14 protein-coding genes are annotated in these 16,420 nt (G+C 60.4%); 5 read left to right on the plus strand and 9 right to left on the minus strand.

Going from position 1 to position 16,420, the window contains the following annotated elements:
• Window positions 1-33 precede the first annotated feature (33 nt).
• Window positions 34-624, plus strand: a complete 591-nt coding sequence (locus tag G8764_RS17265) for a YceI family protein (protein ID WP_207951940.1) — start codon at window positions 34-36, stop codon at window positions 622-624.
• 479 nt (window positions 625-1,103) lie between these two features.
• On the opposite strand, the gene G8764_RS17270 is transcribed toward G8764_RS17265, so the two are convergent.
• Together G8764_RS17270 and G8764_RS17275 are read right to left on the minus strand one after the other, a co-directional pair.
• The gene (locus tag G8764_RS17270) at window positions 1,104-2,531 is read right to left on the minus strand and encodes an OmpA family protein (protein ID WP_166165916.1); all 1,428 of its coding nucleotides are present in this window, start codon (window positions 2,529-2,531) and stop codon (window positions 1,104-1,106) included.
• Between the two features lie 170 nt (window positions 2,532-2,701).
• Window positions 2,702-3,325, minus strand: a complete 624-nt coding sequence (locus G8764_RS17275; protein WP_166165917.1) for a glutathione S-transferase family protein — start codon at window positions 3,323-3,325, stop codon at window positions 2,702-2,704.
• Between the two features lie 253 nt (window positions 3,326-3,578).
• Between G8764_RS17275 and G8764_RS17280 the strand changes: the two genes are divergently transcribed.
• The 4 genes from G8764_RS17280 (at window position 3,579) to G8764_RS17295 (ending at window position 9,434) form a co-directional block, all read left to right on the plus strand.
• Window positions 3,579-4,373, plus strand: a complete 795-nt coding sequence (locus tag G8764_RS17280; protein WP_166165918.1) for a universal stress protein — start codon at window positions 3,579-3,581, stop codon at window positions 4,371-4,373.
• A 285-nt stretch (window positions 4,374-4,658) separates the two neighbouring features.
• The gene (locus tag G8764_RS17285) at window positions 4,659-6,455 is read left to right on the plus strand and encodes an FAD-dependent oxidoreductase (protein WP_166165919.1); all 1,797 of its coding nucleotides are present in this window, start codon (window positions 4,659-4,661) and stop codon (window positions 6,453-6,455) included.
• Window positions 6,443-8,350, plus strand: a complete 1,908-nt coding sequence (locus tag G8764_RS17290) for a 2-oxoacid:acceptor oxidoreductase subunit alpha (RefSeq protein ID WP_166165920.1) — start codon at window positions 6,443-6,445, stop codon at window positions 8,348-8,350. The genes G8764_RS17285 and G8764_RS17290 overlap by 13 nt, the downstream gene beginning before the upstream one ends.
• Before the next feature lie 31 nt (window positions 8,351-8,381).
• Window positions 8,382-9,434, plus strand: a complete 1,053-nt coding sequence (locus G8764_RS17295) for a 2-oxoacid:ferredoxin oxidoreductase subunit beta (protein WP_166165921.1) — start codon at window positions 8,382-8,384, stop codon at window positions 9,432-9,434.
• 50 nt (window positions 9,435-9,484) lie between these two features.
• Here the strand turns inward: G8764_RS17295 and G8764_RS17300 are convergent, their stop codons facing one another.
• From G8764_RS17300 to G8764_RS17330, 7 genes are all read right to left on the minus strand, one after another.
• Complete coding sequence (locus G8764_RS17300) at window positions 9,485-10,165, minus strand: Fe2+-dependent dioxygenase (protein ID WP_166165922.1); 681 nt, start codon at window positions 10,163-10,165, stop codon at window positions 9,485-9,487.
• Window positions 10,153-11,292 (minus strand): alpha-hydroxy acid oxidase, encoded by a 1,140-nt coding sequence (locus G8764_RS17305; RefSeq protein ID WP_341806410.1) that lies wholly within the window; start codon window positions 11,290-11,292, stop codon window positions 10,153-10,155. Before G8764_RS17305 ends, G8764_RS17300 begins: the two co-directional genes overlap by 13 nt.
• A 67-nt stretch (window positions 11,293-11,359) precedes the next feature.
• Window positions 11,360-13,657, minus strand: coding sequence for a TonB-dependent receptor (locus tag G8764_RS17310; RefSeq protein WP_166165924.1), 2,298 nt, complete (start codon window positions 13,655-13,657; stop codon window positions 11,360-11,362).
• A 51-nt stretch (window positions 13,658-13,708) separates the two neighbouring features.
• Window positions 13,709-14,680, minus strand: a complete 972-nt coding sequence (locus G8764_RS17315; protein WP_166165925.1) for a TonB family protein — start codon at window positions 14,678-14,680, stop codon at window positions 13,709-13,711.
• Window positions 14,677-15,117, minus strand: a complete 441-nt coding sequence (locus G8764_RS17320; RefSeq protein ID WP_166165926.1) for an ExbD/TolR family protein — start codon at window positions 15,115-15,117, stop codon at window positions 14,677-14,679. Before G8764_RS17320 ends, G8764_RS17315 begins: the two co-directional genes overlap by 4 nt.
• Window positions 15,107-15,556 (minus strand): ExbD/TolR family protein, encoded by a 450-nt coding sequence (locus tag G8764_RS17325; RefSeq protein ID WP_166165927.1) that lies wholly within the window; start codon window positions 15,554-15,556, stop codon window positions 15,107-15,109. Before G8764_RS17325 ends, G8764_RS17320 begins: the two co-directional genes overlap by 11 nt.
• Window positions 15,557-15,577: 21 nt before the next feature.
• Window positions 15,578-16,375, minus strand: coding sequence for a MotA/TolQ/ExbB proton channel family protein (locus tag G8764_RS17330; protein WP_166165928.1), 798 nt, complete (start codon window positions 16,373-16,375; stop codon window positions 15,578-15,580).
• Window positions 16,376-16,420 lie beyond the last annotated feature (45 nt).

Consider the following 16,420-nt stretch of genomic DNA (forward strand, 5'->3'; position numbering starts at 1 on the left):
TAATACTATCGCCATCAACACAGGACTCTAATCATGCACAAGCAATCCACCCTGCTGCAGTTACTGGCCAGCACCCTGTTGGCCGCTGCCCTGAGCACCCCGGTCAGCGCCGCCGACTATGTCATCGACACCAAGGGCGCCCACGCCTCCATCGAGTTCAAGGTACTGCACCTGGGTTACAGCTGGCTAAAGGGGCGCTTCAATAACTTTAGTGGCGAGTTCAGCTACGACAGCGAAGCGCCGGAAAATTCCAGCGTCCAGGTCAGCATCGATGTGGCCAGCATCGACTCCAACCACGCCGAGCGAGATAAACATTTACGCGACAAAAAATACCTCAACACCGCCAAGTACCCCACCGCCACCTTTGTCAGCACCGGCTTCTTCCCGGGCTCGGAGCCAGGCAGCGCAACCCTGAGCGGCAACCTCACCCTGCACGGCGTTACCCGCCCCATCGAAATTGCGGTCTCCAAGATCGGCGAAGGCAAAGACCCATGGTTTGGTTATCGGGCCGGATTCAGCGGTACCACCGCAATAAAACTGGGGGATTTTGGCATTGAGCACAACCTCGGCCCAGTGTCCGAAACCATATACCTGGAGCTGGAAGTAGAAGGGGTAAGAAAGTAGTCAGCGGCGAGGGAGCTCAGTGTTGTTAACAACTCGAAAAACCCCATTGCTCTTAAATGCCAAAATGTAGTCAGCGATGGGGGGAGCCCGTTGCTCTTAGATACCACAATGTAGTCAGCGATGGGGGGAGCCCGTTGCGGATCAATCAGGCCATGCTTATCCCCCCGACCACATTTGGGGTAGTCGGCAAGGACTGTCTGAATCCCAATTTTTTGCGCGTCTTTTTGCGCAAAAAATGGTTGAGTTTCGCAGCCGCCAAATGTGGTCGGGGGGATATGGCCGATCCGCAATGGGCTCCCCCCAGCGCTGACGGGCAGCCTACTCATACACCATTAAGTATCACTCGTACCAAACGAGCCCCACTCGCACCAAGCAAGCCCCACTCGTACCAAACGAGCCCCATACCCCAAAACACGCCCACCTGACTGAACACTTGCAGAGCAAACCCTAACCCAGCCCAGTACAACCCCAGCAAACCATCAAGATTTAGGCTTGATCAGCAAATCAATACGGCGATTGGTTTTTCGACCCTCAGCTGTTTCGTTATTGGAAACCGGACGATTCTCACCATAACCCATAGACATAATGCTGCTGCCAGACAACTCAGGCATATTGGCCTTCAGGTACTCCACCACCGCATCCGCCCGCTTCTGCGACAGGTTGATATTGTTCAACTCGGAGCCGAGGGAATCCGTGTGCCCTTCGACAATCAAGCTGGCGCCGGGAAACAGGCGCAGGGAATCGATCACCTTGCGCAGCAGGCTAAAATACTCCGGCAAAATCGCCGCGCGGCCGGTATCAAAATTCAAGCCGACCATGCGAATCAGGATATTACTGCCCTGCTGGTAGACCACCGCTTCATCGAGGGAAAACGCCGAATCCACCTGCAACAGCTTGCGACGCATTTCATCCTGGGCGTTAATCCGGTCCGACTGAATACCCAACCGCTGCTGCAAGGCTTGCACCTCACCCTGCAAATCCGCCACCTCTTCGCGCCGCACCCCCAGCTCCAGCGACTCCTCCCGCAACTGCTTGGCCCGGTTCACCAGGCGCTGGGTTGGCGCCTCAATGCCACTGTCAAACTGAACCTCCATATCCAACGCCCGGGCAATCTGCTGCAGCGGAGCTTCAGCTTGCAGGGCGAACTCTTCCAGGCTGACCTTCTTGCGCGCAAGCGGCTGCAGGGTATCCGCTAACTGCATAGCGTGCCGGACTTCGTACCTTGCCTGTTGCGCCAGCACCCTGGCGTCGTCACTGTTGTAGCGGTCCGCATCCAGAATATCCACCGCCCGTTGCAGGGTCGCTGCGGCAGCCGCCAGTGTTTGCGGCGCATACTTGTCGACTTTATCCCGATCTGCCTGCTCCAGCAGTTGCCGCACCTCACCCAGGTAGCGGTTCTTGATCGCGACCAACTCGGCAGCCAGGTACTCTTCCTGGGCAGTTTCCGCCCTGCTGCGAGCCGAGTTGACATTGCCGTCCTCCAGTTTACCGGCGGCATCGGCGAAGCGTTTCTCCGCACTCTGCCACAAGTCCGGCGCGAATTGACTGGTTTCCGACTTGATCGCGGCATTGCGCACCCGCAGCACATCGGCAAAGGTCACCTCGGCCAGGCGCGACGCCTTGACGGCGGCTTTAAAGTACTCGATCGACTCTGCCAGGTCATCATTGATTTTATCGATGGATTTTTTGCGCTCGAGCTTTTCTTCCGCCGCCGCGTACAGCTTGCTGGCCCGGGCAAAGTTGTCCGGTGCCAGGATATCCGCCCGTACCTGCTGCGCCGCCTCCAGCGCCGCATCGGCGCCCCGGAACAACTCGCCACGCAAATTGTTATCGTCCGCCGCCTGGGCCAGCGCCACGGTACCCAGCAACAGCCATAACGCCATTGCCATGCCGGTAATTTTACTCATGGTTACTCTCCTGCGCCGCGCCCGGGACCGCGATGCCTGGCATCGGATCCGGCTGGCTGATTGTTATTTAAACCCTGATAGTCCGAAGACCTGTAGTTAGACCAAGGACGTGTAGTTAGACCAAAAAGCTGTAGATATTCCAAAGACTTGCACCCGCCAGGTCAGTGCTGCTAAGCGGCCGCTTGACTCTCCCGCTGCACCGCAGCCTGCAGCGCCGGCCGGGCTTCCAGCCGCGCCAGGTAATCCTGCAGGTTCTGTTGCGGCAGCGGTCGCTTGAACGCCAGCCCCCAGCGCAGGGTGTGACCGAGCAGAATATCGGCGCCACTGAACTGGTCGCCGAGAATATAAGTTTTCTCGCCCAACCCCTGGGACAGCAATCCCAGCGCCTTTTCGTGTTCCCAATTGGCCGTCTCCAGCACCGCCGGCACCCGCTTCTCCGCCGGCAGGGCGAATTTGTGCTTGCCGATGGTCCACAGTGGCTGCTCCAGCTCCGACAGCGTGAAGAAACACCAGCGATCGTACTCGGCCCGCAGCCGGTTATTATTGCGGGGAATCAAGTCGTCGCCAAATTCGGTGGCCACATAATTGACGATAGCCGCCGACTCGGTGAGGACAAAATCTTCATGCAGAAGGGCCGGCACCTTGCCGGCCGGATTGATGCGCAAATACTCGGGCTGCAGCTGCTCACCCTTGAGGAAGTCCAGGGGAATAAAAGTATAGTCTTGCTGCACTTCTTCCAGCGCCCATAGCACCCGCGTAGAACGGGATTTGGGCAAACCGTATACTGTGATCATGTTGCTGCTCCTGCGGTCATCCACTTTTTACAACACGATACCACAGGTTATCGTCACTGGCGTCAATCCGGATGACTCCAGGCAGTCACAGTGATAAGCCTGGCCGTACTTCCCCGCCGTGAAAAGTGAGTAGTAAACATTATTGAATGTAACCGCTGCCGGGATTATCTTATGCTGATCCACATCAACCGTTACACTGGTACTGCTCCCTATAATCAATAACCAAATACGCCTAACCGCTCGGAGTTTTACTATGACAGCCAAACTGAATATTCTTGTGGTCGTTGACCCTACCCAGACTCACCATCCATCCCTGGATCGGGCCCTGGTTATGGCACGCCAGTCCCAGCGCCAGCTGCACCTGATTTTCCTGCTGCTCTCCACGGAACAAACCCGCAAGAGTGATGACCTGACCAGTCTCACCTGTTCCGGGCAGTGGGTCAACGAGCATATTCACGCGCCGGTGGCGGAACTGGGTATAGAACACTCCATCCTGATTTCCTGGAGCAAGAACTGGTCGGAAACATTGCTGGCGCTGGAAACCCGGGAGGACGTTGGCATGACCCTGATTTCCTTCTACGGCAGTGGCAGGGAGCACCTGCTGAGTGACGACAACTGGAAATTACTGCGCAATTCCAGCAAGCCAATCCTGATCGCGCGCCAGAAAGAAGGGGAAACCAGCCGCCGCCTGCTGGCGTCTATCAAGACCCAGGACAGCAGTTATGAGGAACGCAACAAAAACGTGATCAACGGCGCCCAGACCCTGGCCGAGGTCTACAATATGGAACTGCACGTGGTCAACGCCTACACCGACTCCCTGTCTTTTCCGGATCGAGCCAAGGTGGCCGCACTGGCCGCTGTGCCCAATGAACATGTGCATATCAAGGTCGGTGAGCCGCAAAAAGTGATCTGCGATGTGGCCAGGGATATCAACGCCGATCTGGTGCTGATTTCCAGTCACCAGCGCAAGGGCTTGCAAGGTATGTTGCGGGGCAACACCGTGGAAAAAATCATCGCCGGCGTGGGCCGCGATGTGCTGATGATTTAAGCCGGCAGCGCAGCTGTGAAAGAAGCCCTCGCCGCCGGAGGCGGCGAGGTTTAATTGCTTGCCAACGGCACCCGCCACGCCAGCCACACCCACAAAACCAAATGGGCCCGGCTTACCTGAATTTGCCCGCCGGCACCGACCCGATCATGGAATTTCTTCCACAATCGCTCGCACTCATTGCCATCGCCTTGTAATATTAGTTTGTTGCCTTGTCTTTGGAGCAGCGCCTCCAACAGGCCGTCATTAATAAAAACAGGTCGGCCAGCAGCCGCCAGAAAGGTCCAGATGACTGAGCCCAGAGATCTTGTAAATCACTATCATCGGGTGGTGGATTGCCAATACGCCTGTCCCGCCCACACCCCGGTTCCCGAATACATCCGCCTGATCGCCCAGGGCCGCCACACCGACTCCTATATGCTCAACTGGGAATCCAATGTCTTTCCCGGCATTCTCGGGCGCGTCTGTGATCGCCCCTGCGAACCCGCTTGCCGGCGCGGTCGCTTACAGGAAGAGCCGGTCGCCATCTGCCGCTTGAAACGGGTTGCCTCCGACTTTAAAGAGGATATCAGCGAGCGCCTGCCGGACATCCCGACCCAGAAAAATGGCAAGCACATCGCCCTGATTGGCGCCGGTCCGGCCTCCCTGACCGTGGCCCGGGACCTGCTGCCGCTGGGCTACGACATCACCATTTTTGATGACCTGTCCCAGGCCGGCGGCATGATCCGCAGCCAGATTCCCCGCTTCCGCCTGCCCTCGGAAGTGATCGACGAGGAAGTGGGTTACATCATCGACCGCGGCGGTGTCACCTGTCACCTCAACCACCGGGTCGACAGCCTCAAGCAGGTACTGGCGCAAGACTTTGACGCGGTGCTGATCGGTACCGGCGCCCCCCGCGGCCGCGACCTCAATATTCCCGGTCGCAATGACGCCGACGAGCATATTCATATCGGCGTGGAGTGGCTCGCCAACGTCGCCTTCAAACACGTGGAGAGCATCGGCGAAAAAGTGGTGGTACTCGGTGGCGGCAACACCGCCATGGACTGCTGCCGCACCGCCCGCCGCATCGGTGGCAAGGAAGTCATCGTCACCGTGCGCAGCCCCTTTGCCACCATGAAGGCCTCGCCCTGGGAAATCGAGGACGCCCAGCACGAAGGCATCCCCATTCTCGACAACCACGTACCAAAGCGGTTTCACACCGATAACGGCCGCCTCACTGCCATAGAGTTCGAGCTGGTGCGCGCCGAATACGACAGCAATGGCAAGCGCCGGCTGATTCCCACCGGGGAAGACAATGTCGTTATCGAGTGCACCGACGTGTTGATTGCGGTGGGCCAGGAGAACAGCTTTCCCTGGATCGAGCGGGATATAGGCATCCAGTTTAATGACTGGGACATGCCCGAAGTGGACCCGGTCACCTACCGCACCAGCCACGAGCGGGTGTTCGTCGCTGGCGATGCGGCCTTTGGACCGGAAAACATCATCACCGCCGTAGCCCAGGCCCATCAGGCAGCCATATCCATCGACCTGCTCTGCCGCGGCCTGTCCCTGACCGAGAAACGGCCGCCGCCGGACTACACCCTGGTGAGCCAGAAAATGGGCGTGCACGAATGGAGCTACCAGAACTCGGTGGCCAATGATGAACGTTACAAAGTGCCACTGATCGCCACCGACAAGGCCCTCGCCGACCTGGGTACCGAAGTGGAACTCGGCTACGACATCGAGCTGGCGCTGCGCGAGGCCAGCCGCTGCCTCAGCTGTGATGTACAAACGGTCTTTTACGAAGCGCGCTGCATTGAATGCGATGCCTGTATCGACGTCTGCCCCACCAATTGCCTCACCATTACCCACTTCGACCGGGAACAGGGCAGCGAGGATGAGCTGCGCCAGCGACTGGTGGGTCCATCGAAAAACACTGAGCAACCGCTCTATATTTCCGCCGACCTGAACACCGGTCGGGTCATGATCAAAGATGAAGATGTCTGCGTGCACTGTGGCCTCTGTGCCGAGCGCTGCCCCACCGCGGCCTGGGATATGCAGAAACTCCTCTATAAAGAAGCACAGGTGACGGCATGTCACAAGTAACCCTCTCCCAGGTAAGCACCCGGAAACTGCGTTCGGACGATATTTCCGGGGTCAACGAACTGGTGGTGCGCTTTGCCAACACCAACGGCACCGGCTCCGCCTCGGCCAACAATATGTTCGCCAAGGCCGTCTTCCGCATGGGCGTGCCCATCAGCCCGAAAAACATCTTCCCTTCCAACATCCAGGGCCTGCCCACCTGGTACGAAGTGCGCGTCAGCGAAAAAGGCCATCTCGGCCGCCGCGAAGGGGTCGATGTACTGGTGGCCATGAACCCGCAGAGCATGGCCAAGGACGTAGAGATGGTGTTGCCCGGCGGCTACTTGCTGTACGACAACACCAAGCCGCTGGATTTGCGCCTGATCCGCGAAGACGTAACCTATATCGGCGTGCCGCTGACGGAAATCTGCCTGCGGGAATACCAGGACCCGCGCCAACGCCAACTGTTCAAGAATATTATTTATATCGGTTGCCTGGCGGCGCTGCTGGACATTGAGTTTTCCGTGCTAACGGACCTGGTCGGCGACCAGTTCAAGGGCAAGGAAAAACTGGTGGCACCCAATGTGCACGCGCTGGAACTGGGGTACCAATACGCGCGCCGCAATTTTGACTGCCCGCTCAAGGTCCGGGTTGAACGCCGCGACCTGGTGGGCGACAGCATCCTCGTCAGCGGCAATAGCGCCACCGGCCTGGGAGCGGTCTACGGCGGGGCCACCGTCGCCGGCTGGTACCCCATCACCCCCTCCACCTCGGTGATCGAGGCGTTTGAAAAATACGCCCGCCGCCTGCGTATCGACCCGGGTACCGGCAAGAACAACTTTGCCATCGCCCAGGCCGAAGACGAACTGGCGGCCATCGGCATGGTCATTGGCGCCTGCTGGAATGGCGCCCGCTCCTTCACCGCCACCAGCGGCCCCGGCGTCTCCCTGATGAGCGAATTTCTCGGCCTCGCCTACTTCGCCGAGGTGCCGGTGGTGTTAGTGGATGTGCAGCGCGCCGGCCCCTCCACCGGCATGCCCACCCGCACCCAGCAGTCGGACATTACCAGTGCCGCCTACGCCTCCCATGGCGACACCAAACAGATACTGCTGTTTCCCAGCACCCCGAGGGAGTGCTTCGACATGACCGCCCAGGCCTTTGACCTGGCCGAGCGCCTGCAAACCCCGGTCATCATCATGAGCGATCTCGACCTGGGCATGAACGACCATATGAGCGCCCCGTTCGAGTGGGACGACGAGCGCACCTATGACCGCGGCAAGGTCTTCGACGCCGAGCAACTGGAGCAGCTGGCTCGGGACGGCAAGCGCTTCGGTCGCTACCTCGACGTCGACGGTGACGGCATTTGCTATCGCACCTACCCCGGCACCCACCCCAACAAGGGCGCATTTTTTACCCGCGGCACCTCCCGCGACAAATACGCCATCTATACCGAAGACGGCGACGAGTACGTCGCCAATATGGAGCGCCTGCAGCGCAAGTTTAATAGCGCGAAAAAACTGCTGCCCCAACCGCTGCTGAAAACCAGCAGCGAAGTTGCCCCCATCCAGGAGAGCGAGCGCTACGGCGTCATTTACTTTGGCACCAGCGACGCCGCCACCGAGGAAGCCATGGAGCAACTCGCCGCCGACGGTATGGTCATGGACGGTTTGCGCCTGCGCGCCTTTCCCTTCAGCCGGGAGGTGGAAACCTTTATCAGCGACCACAACAGGGTCTTTGTGGTGGAACAAAACCGCGATGCCCAGCTGCGCAGCCTGCTGGTCAACGAACTGGAAATCGACCCGAAAAAATTGCTGCGCGTACTCAACTACGACGGCTCCCCCATCACTGCTGCCACCATTTGCAGCAAGATCCGCCAGCACTGTGCCCAGCAGGGCTCCGCCGGGTTGCGACAAGCCTAAGCCAGCGCCGCACTTATTCAGGTAATTGACCATGTCCTACATCATCACCAACTTTCGCCACCCCCTGTCACCCACCAACAAACTGGGCTTTACCCGCAAGGATTACGAGGGCGCGCTCTCGACCCTCTGCGCCGGCTGTGGCCACGACTCCATCAGCAGCGCCATCATCAGCGCCTGCTTTGAAATGTCCATCGAACCGCACCGGGTGGCCAAGTTATCCGGCATCGGCTGTTCCTCCAAGACCCCCACCTACTTTCTCGGCAACTCCCACGGCTTCAACTCCGTGCACGGCCGCATGCCCTCCATCACCACCGGCGCCAACCTCGCCAATCGCGACCTGACCTATATCGGTGTCTCCGGCGACGGCGATTCCGCCTCCATCGGCCTCGGCCAGTTTGCCCACGTGGCGCGCCGCAACCTGAACATGCTCTACATCGTCGAGAACAACGGCTGCTACGGTCTCACCAAGGGCCAGAACTCGGCCACCACCGACCTCGACTCGGTCAACAAGTCCGGTGTCAGCAACACCTTCGAACCCATCGACCTGGCCAACCTGGCCCTGCAACTGGGCGCCACCTTCGTCGCCCGCAGCTTCTCCGGCGACAAGCAACAACTGGTGCCGCTGATGAAAGCCGCCATGTCCCACCGCGGCTTCGCCTTTATCGACGTTATCTCCCCCTGCGTCACTTTCAATAACAATCCCGGCTCCAAGAAAAGCTACGACTTTGTGCGCGAACACCAGGAGGCCACCTCCAGCATCGACTTCGTGCCCATGGAAAAGGAAATCACCACCCAGTACGACCCCGGCACCACCCAGGAAGTGACTCTCCACGACGGCTCCGTCATCCACCTGCACAAGGCCATCGAGGGCTTTAACGTGCACGACCGCCGCTCCGCCCTGCGCGCCATCAAGGACCATCAAGAGCGCGGCGAAGTACTGACCGGCCTGCTCTACGTCGACACTGACCCGGTCGACTTGCACGACGTGATCAACACCACCCACAAACCCCTCAGCAGCCTCACCGAAAGCAGCCTCTGCCCCGGCAGCGGCATGCTCAAATCCATTAACGACAGTCTGCGCTAAAAGTCCCGGCCCGGTACGATCCCAATCGTTACCCGGGCCGGTATCCGGCGTTACAACCCCCAACCCCGCAACAAGTTGTGATAGACCCCGTTCAAGCGCAGCACTTCAGCGTCATCCACCCCCAACTTCCCGGCCAGGGCCTGGATCGACTGATCCAGATCGAACAACAGGCTGCGCTGGGCGGCGTCGCGCACCATACTCTGCACCCAGAAAAACGCCGCCACCCGCTCCCCGCGGGTAACGGCCGCCACTTGATGCAGGCTGCTCGACGGATACAGCACCAGGTCGCCGGCATTGAGCTTCACCTGCTGCGCGCCGAACTCGGTTTCAATAATTAACTCGCCACCCTCATACTCATCCGCCGGCGATAAAAACAGCGTGGCCGACAAATCGCTGCGCAATAACTCGCCGCTACCCGGCAGCACCATCATCGCCCCGTCCACATGGGTGCCGTAGCGGCCGCCATTGGCGTAGCGATTAAACCGGGGCGGGTATATTTTTTCCGGCAGGGCGGCACTGGTAAACAGCGCGTGCTGACCGAGGCGGGCAAGAATTTGCTCGCCCAGCTGCTGCGCCAGCGGATCGGCCGGCGCCAGCTGCTGATTGCTCTTCACCTGCTGCGCCAGGGCGCCGGCCGTTGAGCGACCGTCCTGCCACTGGCCACCGCGCAATCGATGTCGCACCTGCCCGGCCTCCTCCGTACTCAACAGCCCCTCGATCACACACAACACGACAGCTCTCCCGCCGGATTCACCAGTGACTGGGGGCCGATAGCCGCCAGATTCGCGCAGCCGCACAGGCTCATGGTCACCTCCAACTCCTCGCGCAAGCTGCGCAGCATATGCGCCACCCCCAACGCCCCGGCAACGGCCAGGGCAAAGACCTGGGGGCGCCCCACCATCACCGCATCGGCGCCCAGCGCCAGGGCCTTGAACACATCCTCACCGCTGCGCACGCCTCCATCCAGCAACAGGGGGAATTCCGCCCCCACCGCCATGCGCACCGCCGCCAGCACATCGATACTGGCCGGCAGGCTGTCCAGCGCGCGGCCGCCGTGATTGGACACCACCACCCCCGCGCAGCCCAGCTCCCGCGCCCGCACCGCGTCGTCCGGGTGGGTGACACCCTTCAACAACAGTGGCAAGTCCGTTTGCTGGCGCAACCAGGCAATATCCTGCCAACTCGGCGCCTGTGCCATGATGCCCTGAAATACCCGACTGGCGCCGGGGGCCAGTTCCACGGTTGCGGGGCTGGCAAACTCCGACAAGTTGGCAGCCGCCTGGGCCGGCAATTGAAAACCGCTGCGCTGCTGCCGATTGCGCAGCGCCTGTACCGGCACATCCACGGTCAGCAACAGGGCGCTGTAACCAGCCCGCTCGGCCCGCCGCAGCAGACTGAGGGTGTCGGCGCGGCGCTCCTGCCAGTAGAGCTGAAACCACTGCGGTGCGCTGGAGTGGGCAGCGATATCCTCCAGCCGGTAGCTGGACAAAGTGCTCACCGCCATACAGGCATCCACCGCTTCAGCCCCGCGGGCGGTATCCAGTTCCCCCTGCGGATGCACCAGCCCCTGGTAGGCCAATGGCGCCAGCACTAGCGGGTGTTCCAGCTCCTGCCCCAACAGCCGGCAGCGTGTACTGCCCTGGCTGACATCCGCCAGCACCCGGCTGTACAACTGCCGCGCCGTAAAGCGCTGGCGGTTTCTAACCAGGCCGTGCTCGTCGGCACTGCCGCCAGAAAAATAGGCGAGCACCGACTCCGGCACGAACTGCGCCGCGAGGCGCTCATAATCCTCCACGCAAACCAACTCCGGGGGGATATGAGTCAACTTGGCGGGCCACTCTGAAGCTGACCAAGACACCGAGTTCTCCATCTGCTAGAGCCCCCCGTGCACTAAAACAAGCGCACAAGCCTGCACACGTTTCGGATTAGAACTCATAGGTGAGGCTCAACTGCGCATTGCGACGATCCCCCAAATAGGTAAAGGCGCCACTGCGGTAAGCGGTCAGGTAGTAGTCCTTGTCGGTTACATTGCCCAGGTTCAGGCGAGTTGTCAGCTTGTCGCTAAAGGCGTAACTGGCGAACAGGTCGTAGACTGTGTAGCTGGGAACCCCCAGGTCTTCGTTGGCGGCACTGTCCGGCTGTCCGGTGTACACCGGGCTCGAGTAGTTGGCCGAGACACCGAAGGCAAACGCACTGCTGAGCTGGTAGCGCAACTGCAGGTAGGCGCTCTTATCGGCGAAATTGGCCAGCGTTTTACCGCGGGCATCGCTGGTCAACACCGGGTTGCCACTGCGATCGCTGGTCATATTGACGCCATCATTGTAGGACTCCAGCACTTCCGCATTCATCACCGAGGCTCCGAAATAGACACTCAACTGCTCGGTAAGATTGCCCACCAGCGACACCTCCACCCCGTCGACGCGGTTTTTACCGGTATTCAAGGTGCCGGTGGTGGTGTAATCGGCGCCCTCCATAACGTCGTCCTTGGTCATTTGGAATACCGCCAGGGTGGCCAGCAACTTGTCGTCCAACAGGTTCCACTTGCTGCCGAGTTCGATATTTTCCGTTCTTTCCGGCTGGCTCTGGCCAAGGGTACTCACCTCGCCGCACAAGCCGCCGTAGCCACAGCTGCCACCCACATCGGATTCGCCGCCATTGATATTGGCCGAGGTGCTATAGCTCAGGTAGACATTGGCCACCGGGCTGATTTGGTAAACCACACCGACGTGACCGTTCCACAGCTCGTCGGAGTAGTCCCACTCGGAGGCAGTGCCACCGCTGGTGACCACGTTGTGATAATCAAAACTGTCGAGACGCAGACCGAGAAAAACACTCCACTGGTCATCCAGGGTAATGGTGTCCATCAACGCCAGTGACCAGGTGTCGATATTGTAGTCGGAGTCCGCATCCCCCTTACTGATACTGCGCTGCATCAGATTGTGAAGATCACTGTAGTAGTTGCCATCATCGTCGGCAATGCAGTAGCTGGTGCCGCAGTTAGGGGTGCCGTTGGCGGTGTAGTCATAGACTCCGTTCACCACATCGTGGCGAGTGTATTCGGCACTGAACACCCACTGGTGCGCCTTGCCCCCCAGCTCTGTATCCCAATAGAGGTTGGTCTGGTTAGCGAGGTATTCCACCTCCTGCCAACCCTGGTGGGTACTGAGGGTGGTGCCGCGAGTACCGGTGACCACATAGCCGTTATCAGTGCTGCCGTAGCGGGTCGCGTTTTCCAGCCGCAGGTTATCGGCCAGTTGATAGCCGGCGCGCAGGGTAAAGGTTTCCACCTCGGAGTCGAGGAAGTCTTCACTCTGGCTGTATACCGGAATATCACGCACCGGCTTGCCGCTGCTGCTGTCGATATAGGAGCCCAAATCCGGCAGGTCGCTGGCCTCAAGAAAGTAGTAGTCAGCTACCAGGTCGAGTTTGTCCGTCGCCTGCCAGGCGCTGGACAGGGCGATACCGTTGCGCTCCCGTTCGGCAGGCTCGCGATCGGGCACCTCCTCGTAAGCGCTCAACACATTGGCCCGCAACGCCAGGTCCTCAGACAGCTTGATGTTGCTGTCCAGGGTCAGGCGGCGATAGGCATCGGTGCCAACGCCGGCCTCGACCTTGCTGAAGTTGTACTCCGTGCTGGCCTGTTTGGTAATGCTGTTGACCGCGCCACCGGTGGAACCGCGACCGGCAAAGGTGGAGCTGGGGCCCTTGGTGATTTCGATCTGTTCCACCGCAAAGCTTTCCCGAGTGGTCATGCCCGGATCGCGCAGACCGTCGACAAACACATCACTGCGCGCCTCGTGGCCGCGAATCACATAGCGGTCACCAAAGGCGTTGCCGTTTTCACCGGTGCCCAGGGAAATCCCGGGCTGGGCCGCCAACACATCGCGCAGATCGCTCTTGCCGGAATCCTTGATCGCGGTCTGGGTCAACACCGTGATGGTCTGCGGTGTCTCGGCCAGCTCCTTGACCCGACGCTTATCGCCTGACACCCGCGCCTTGTAAGGGGCACCCGGCTCGGCGTAGGGGTTGGTGTCGAGGGTGCGGTCCTCGATGCTCATGGTATCGAGCATAATGGGCTCTTCTTCCTGCGCCAGCGCCGGGCTGCCAGAGAGGATACCGGTCAGGCTGAGCGCCAAAGCGCCGCGGTAAAACTGGCCACTGCCCGCCAGTTTTTGGGGGCTGCGCAAGGTGAGGGGCTGGGATAATTTGTTCTGCTCGGTCATGCTGTTCTCCTGCTGTTTCAACGTTAAAATTTGGCCTCTGTGTGCCGTTAATCAATCAGTGCGCAAGGCGTACTCAATCGGAATCGCGAGGGTCAATTGCTCGCGCTTGAATTGTCGCGGCAGGGGCGGCAGGGGCTCCGCCGCCGCCAGCATTTGCAGCGCCGCCTGGTCCAGCAGTGGATAGCCGGAGCTGGTCTTTACTTTCGAATGCAGTACCTTGCCGGCGCGGTCAATGGCAAATTGAATGACCACCGTGCCCTGCTGTTTTTTCTTTTTCACCGCGCCGGGATAGTCCTTGTGCTGGTTCAGCCAGGCCATCAACTCAGTAAAATAATCCTGCACACTGCCGGCCCGCCCGCCGCTGCTAACACTGCGGGCCGTGCCGCTGCCCTTGCGCAGTGCCGCCGAGGCCGGTTGCGGCGCCGCAGCGTTGGCTGGTCCGGTTGGGGACGCAGCAGCGGCCAATAATGCCTGCGGCTCCGCCGGTGACGCTGGCAGCAACTCATTAGGCCTGGGCGCTTCATTTACCGGCTCTTTTACCGACTCGTTTACCGATTCTGGCGGCAGCGCACCAGCGGCGGCCGCAGATAGCAGCGCTGCTTCTGGTATCGCTTTTGGTGCTGTATCTGGTGCTGCTTCTGATACCGGGAATGGAGCAGGCAAGTCCGGCTGCACCGGGGGCGGGGCCTGGCTCAGCTCGCGCTGCAAAGGCGGGGCTGCTACCGGCCTGGCTGCATGGGTCTCAGTGTCAACAGGGGTCTCGGTTTCAACAGGGGCCTCGGTGCTAGCAGGCGCGCTTTGCTCCGTTGCCGGCTCAGACTCAGAAGCCACCCGCTCCGCCGAATCGACATAGCTACCCAACATACCCAAACCCACTTCCACCCCGCCCTCACCGGCGCCACGAGCCCCCGCGGTGGCACTTGGCAGCAGCCACAAGCCGGCCACACCGAGGTGCACTGCGCCGGCCAGCAGAAGTGCCAGTAGCAACTGGCCGCAGCCAATGTCCGCCCGCTCCAGGCTCATCGACCGGCACCCGAACTCTCGACCACCAGCTGCAAGCCGGCGAGGCCGGCACTGCGCAAAATTGGTAACAGCGGGTCCAGGCTCGCGGCCGGCAAATTGGCATCGGCTTGCAACACCAGCGTCTGGTCGGCAGCAATTCCGGCACCGCGCAATGCCTCCAGCGTCAATTCCGGCAACAACTGGCCATCCAGCCACAGGCTGTGGTCCGCCCCCAGCAGCAGTGTATGGTCGCCCTCTGCCAGCGGCTGTTGGACGGCGCTGTCCGGGGCGTCAAATGCGGCACTCGGCGGCGCTGCCAGCTGGCCCGCCACCATAAAGAACACCAGCAGCAGGAAGACGATATTGATCAGCGGAATCATGCCGTCGTCGGCGTTGCTGCGGGGCCTCGCCGTCGGCTCAAGCAACTGGCCGGAAAACCGCCTGGTATTAATCGACATGGGCAGCCCCCCTGTCTCGTGAGGGAACCAGATCCAACTTCTGCAAGCCCGATTGCTGCAAGTGTTCGATGCCACTCACCAAACCCTGCAGCGTCAGTCCATCCCCGGCACTCACCAGCACCCTGGCATCGCGCTGTAGAAGCTCTTCCAGCACGAGCTCAAACCTATGGTCCTGCCTCCGGTATTCCTGCTCATGCAGACGCCAGCGATCGCCGGGCAGTACTTCCACCAGCACTGGCGCCTCAGTTACGATCGAAGGAGCTGCCGCAGCGCCCCCCGAGATATTGAAATCAAGACTGTGGTAGCGGGCAAAACTCGTGGTCAACATAAAAAACAGCAACAAAATAAACACCACATCAATGAGAGGTGTAAGGCTGACCGCCACGGGCCGGCGCCGGCCGGATGCAGCCAGAGATTCAAACAGCGCAACAGAATTCATGACCGGGTCTCTCTGTCGGGCTCAGGAAATCGCCCGCGGGTAACAGCGCGGATTCTCACCGGCACTCTCACCGGCAGTCTCACCGGCACTCTCACCGGCAGTCTCACCTGCAGTCTCACCCGCCGCCTCTATCGCCCACAGCGCCCCCAGGCTGTCGCCCATCTGCTGGCCGCAGACCTCCACCTGGCGGTCAAACCAGTTGTGCAACAGAGTCGCCGGTATCGCCACCAGCAACCCCACCGCGGTGGTCAGCAAAGCCTGCCAGATACCCCCGGACAACAGCGCCGGGTCGACGTTTTTACCCGCCGCCTCCAACGCCTGGAAAGCTTCGATCATGCCCAGTACCGTGCCCAGCAAACCAATCAGCGGTGCCAGCGCGGCGATAACCTCGAGCGGCCGCAAGTAAGTGCGCAACAGCGCCAACTGCGCCAGGGCCAGACGGTTGAGCTCATCCACCAGCGGCTGGCCTCGCAGCTTGCCTGCCAACAATAGCGTCAAGGCCTGGTCCAGCAGCCGCAGGCGCGGATGCCGGGCCCCTGCCAGCAAGCGGCGCGCCTGCTCAAATTCCCTCTGGCGCCAATGCGCCAGACCAGCGGCGGCGCGCCGGGTCGACCTGCGTGAATACAGGCCGCAACGGGCAAACTGCCAGATTTTCACCAGCGCCAGGCCACTGACCAGCACCGACAACAACGCCAGCAGCAAAACAATAGGCCCGCCACTGCTGGCCAATGCCAACGCTTCAGACCATGCCTGGGCCGCGGCCCCAGGCATGGGAGCTAACAGGCCGGCGGCCGAATCCAGTTGGGTTGGGGTGGACATGCTCAAACCTTCTAAATGCAATTGATTCTCATAATCATTATATAT

Source organism: Pseudomaricurvus alcaniphilus, assembly GCF_011440395.1.
GTDB classification, from domain to species: domain Bacteria; phylum Pseudomonadota; class Gammaproteobacteria; order Pseudomonadales; family Cellvibrionaceae; genus Pseudomaricurvus; species Pseudomaricurvus alcaniphilus.